A 4,059-nucleotide genomic window follows, 5' to 3' on the forward strand; every position below is an offset into this window, starting at 1 on the left:
CTCTTAAGAAAAATAAACCTTCCATAAATTGCAATTTCGACTTTCCTCTAAATTATAACCTTATCCCGAATTGACGTTAAATTATAGCTGTATAGATGGAAGGAAAATAAATATACGGTATTTGAATAAGGGAGCTAATACTTTAGCGATTATTCCAATTGCAGAAGAAAATCAAATTTTAATTTTTACTGGTAGGGTATCAGCCAGTGGAGTACTATATGGGGCAAATCAATATGAATGGCATACAAAAAATAAAACAGCTATACTCCGTAATATAAACACTGATAGTACAGTATTTTGTGATGAAATAGAATAATATAACTGAGTTTATAGCTGTATGCTAATATCAGGCTGTAATTTGATTTTTCTTTTATAATCTTTCTCAAAACGCTTTACCATCAAATAGGCTAATATCACAAAGAAAATAAGATATATCATGGGGAATAATTTAAAGTTTAGATATCTCATTAATACTAGACATACATAATTTGCACTGCCAGACATCAACATTGCCCCCATAGTATGACCAAGACTTATTGCCCGGTAGCGATCATTAACAGCAAAAGCTTTTATCATAGTACCATGGGCAAGAGCATTGAAAGGGGCAACAAAACATGCAAGCATTAAACAAGAACCTAAAGCCAAATTAACCATTTGATAATTAACCGAAATAATAAATAATAAACTAGCTACAAGTGTACCAAATAGACTGATCTTAAACACTATCATTTGATTAAATCGATCAGCAAATAAGCCAGAAATAGGCATAGCAATTGCAAAACACACAGTTATCAGAACTGAAAAAACACTCATAATGAAACTAGTTTGTGGTAGAATCATAGGCAAATATTGTTTCATAAACATAATGGATAGTTGATAAGTCACACCAAATCCACCAGCAAGAAATACTACCATCAAAATAATCCGCCACTGTTTGTTAACTAAAGTAGCTAGGCTTTGAACCCTTATTCCATTTGCTTGATTTTTCTTAAATTCCGGTGTTTCATCTAATTTACGACGGAAATATAGAGTAACTAAAGCTAAAGGTAAACTAATTAAGAAAGGAATACGCCAACCCCAATCTGGAAAAATATGGGAACTAAAAAAATTGGTTGCCCCAATTCCTAGTAATAAGCCTAAAACTCCAGTACAACGAGTTATCGCCGAAGCGGTATATCGATATTTCTCCCCTAAATGTTCGATAACATAAATAGCTGCTCCGTCATATTCTCCAGCTACAAAAATACCTTGCGTAATACGACACAAAACCAGAATTACCGTACTCCAAACCCCAATAGACGAGTAGTCTGGCAAACATCCTATAATCATAGTAGGTATCACAATTCCTATTATAGTAATAGTTAACGCCGTCTTACGCCCATAAATATCCCCTATACGTCCAAAAATTAGCGAACCAATAGGTTTTGAGAGATATGCCATCGCATAAACAGCAAAAGCATTTATTAGACTAGTTATATAATCAGTATTTGGAAAGAATTTTGCTGCAATAATGCCAGCAGAAAAACCGTATAAACTATAGTCGTAATATTCAATGATTGTTCCTAGGAATGCTCCGATAATTTTATTTTTTGTTTTTTCTTTCACTTTTCATCTTATTTAAGCTCCTTCAGCTAGCAATTTATTTCTGACTGAAGGAGATAAGTTAATATTAAGCTCCTTTAAAGCTTTTTCATCAATATAATCAGGAGCATTCATCAATAAATCTTCCGCCTGTTGATTTAGTGGAAAAGCTATCACCTCTCTAATATTGGTTGAATCGGTTAATAACATAACGATTCTATCTATGCCAGGGGCTATTCCACCATGTGGTGGAGCACCAAATTTAAACGCTCTGATCATTCCGCCAAATCTTTTATCAACAATTTCTGGAGGGTATCCAGCAATCTCAAAAGCTTTATACATTATTTCTGGTTTATGATTTCTAATTGCTCCACTAGATAATTCAATACCATTACAAACAATATCATATTGATATGCTTTAATGGCAAGTAGATCATCTACTGTTTTAGCTGATTCTAATATCTCCATACCACCTTGGGGCATAGAAAATGGATTATGGCTAAAATCTATTTTTTTAGTTTGCTCATTTAATTCATAAAATGGGAAATCTATTATCCAACAAAACTCAAAACAATCTTTTTTAAGTAAAGCTAAATCCTCGCCTAATTTAGTTCGAATCTTACCAGCAAGTTTAGAGGCTTTATCAACTTTATCACAGGTAAAGAAGACAGTGTCACCATTTTGTAGATTTGCTAAAGACTTTAAATTTAATAGTTGCTCCTCTGTTAAAAATTTAACAATAGGCCCTTTAACTTGTCCATCTTCTAGAAACTGGATGTAACCAAGCCCACTTGCCCCCTCGGAAATTGCAAATTCTGCCATTTTGTCAAAGAAGCTTCTCGGTAAAGTAGAAGTTTTAGGAGCTGGTACCGCTCTTACAACAGAGCCATTTTTTATATTTTCTTTAAAAATAGCAAAATTAGATTCTCTAAATAATTCGGTAACATCGGCAATGATTAGAGGATTTCTAAGGTCTGGCTTATCAGTACCATATTTTAACATTGCTTCTTCATATGGAATTTGGACAAAAGGGGTATTTGATACTGTCTTATCAGAAAATTTGCTAAATATTTCATACATCACCGGTTCAATAGTATTAAATATATCTTCCTGCGTAACAAAAGACATTTCTATATCCAATTGATAAAATTCACCTGGCGATCTATCAGCTCTTGCATCCTCATCTCTAAAACAAGGAGCTATCTGAAAATAACGATCAAATCCTGATACCATAAGCAATTGTTTGAATTGCTGAGGAGCTTGCGGTAAAGCATAAAATTTCCCAGGGTGTAATCGGCTGGGTACTAAGAAGTCCCTAGCCCCTTCTGGTGAACTGGCAGTTAAGATTGGTGTTTGAAATTCAGTAAAACCACCCTGCGTCATAATCTGACGTAGATGAGCAATAATTTGCGATCTTAGCATAATGCTATTATGCAACTTTTCACGCCTAAGATCTAGGAAACGATATTTTAGCCTAGTTTCTTCGGGAGAAATTTGTTCAGAATTCACCAATAATGGTAAAGCTTCGGCATTAGACTCAATTATAAACTCACTTACCAATATTTCAATTTTACCGGTCGTTAATGAATCATTTATTGTGTCATCAAGCCTTGCTACCACTTTCCCGACAATAGTTATAACCGATTCATACCTTAACCGACTAGCAGCATCCATTAAACTTGGGTCTTGATCAGTAAATACTAATTGGCTGATACCAAAATGATCCCTAAGATCAATAAATACCAAATTACCATGATCCCTTCTTCTATGTACCCAGCCAGATAATTTTACTCTTTTTCCGACATCACTCAATCGCAATTCATTACAATTATGCGTTCTATATTTATGCATTTTACTCAACATATTTATTCTGTTTCTATACTCAAGCGATCTAAGTATATAGATATATAAAATATATCCACATTAGGCAATAGGCTTTTTATTAAATTCCATCCTTCCTATATAATAATATATCATAAAAATCAACTACACTAATACTTGAAATCAAGTTTTTTTGCAAAATGGGCTGGAATGACAAATTACAACTTAGTGTCACCCCTGCTTTGGTGCGGGGTCTAGATTCCCGCCTACTCACATAAGCGTTAGTTTAAGAAAACAATAATTGAAAAACTGTCATTGCGAGCTGATATATCCCCACGAAATTAAGCATGACAAAGCTCCGTCTTTATAGTAGATGCAAGGGGTTCTACCAATGGTTTTATGGCATGCAAATAATTAAATTCAATAATAAATTTCCCAAGAGTACAATACGAAATCATTTAATACTGTTTTTACATCCATAACCTACTATCTCCATCATCATTAAATAATGATGATATTCTATCAATTCTTGCTATTTTGCAACAATTTCGTGGGGATATATCAGATTGCGAGGAGACCTTAGGTCGACGAAGCAATCCACAAAAGTAACCAAAGATGGATTGCCACGACCTACTTGCGTGGTCTCGCAATGACAGA

4 protein-coding genes are annotated in these 4,059 nt (G+C 34.0%); 1 reads left to right on the forward strand and 3 read right to left on the reverse strand.

Annotation, left to right across the window (positions count from 1 at the left end; all coding sequences use genetic code 11):
- Positions 1-70: 70 nt before the first annotated feature.
- Positions 71-316, forward strand: a complete 246-nt coding sequence (locus RiCNE_RS06160) for an MliC family protein (protein ID WP_094649707.1) — start codon at positions 71-73, stop codon at positions 314-316.
- A gap of 11 nt (positions 317-327) precedes the next feature.
- Here the strand turns inward: RiCNE_RS06160 and RiCNE_RS06165 are convergent, their stop codons facing one another.
- The 3 genes from RiCNE_RS06165 to RiCNE_RS07840 form a co-directional block, all read right to left on the reverse strand.
- The gene (locus RiCNE_RS06165) at positions 328-1,605 is read right to left on the reverse strand and encodes an MFS transporter (protein WP_094649708.1); all 1,278 of its coding nucleotides are present in this window, start codon (positions 1,603-1,605) and stop codon (positions 328-330) included.
- Positions 1,606-1,617: 12 nt separating this feature from the next.
- A complete protein-coding gene (gene aspS, locus RiCNE_RS06170) occupies positions 1,618-3,432 on the reverse strand; it encodes an aspartate--tRNA ligase (protein ID WP_094649709.1) in 1,815 nt (604 codons plus the stop codon).
- Between the two features lie 440 nt (positions 3,433-3,872).
- The coding region (locus tag RiCNE_RS07840) for a hypothetical protein (RefSeq protein ID WP_204839967.1) at positions 3,873-4,059 on the reverse strand (187 nt) is incomplete at its 5' end.

The organism is Rickettsia endosymbiont of Culicoides newsteadi (assembly GCF_002259525.1).
Taxonomy (GTDB): Bacteria; Pseudomonadota; Alphaproteobacteria; order Rickettsiales; family Rickettsiaceae; genus Tisiphia.

Excerpts from the sequence above, each read along its gene's own strand:
- aspS (WP_094649709.1), bottom strand. The coding sequence starts at position 3,432 with ATGCATAAATATAGAACGCATAATTGTAATGAATTGCGATTGAGTGAT.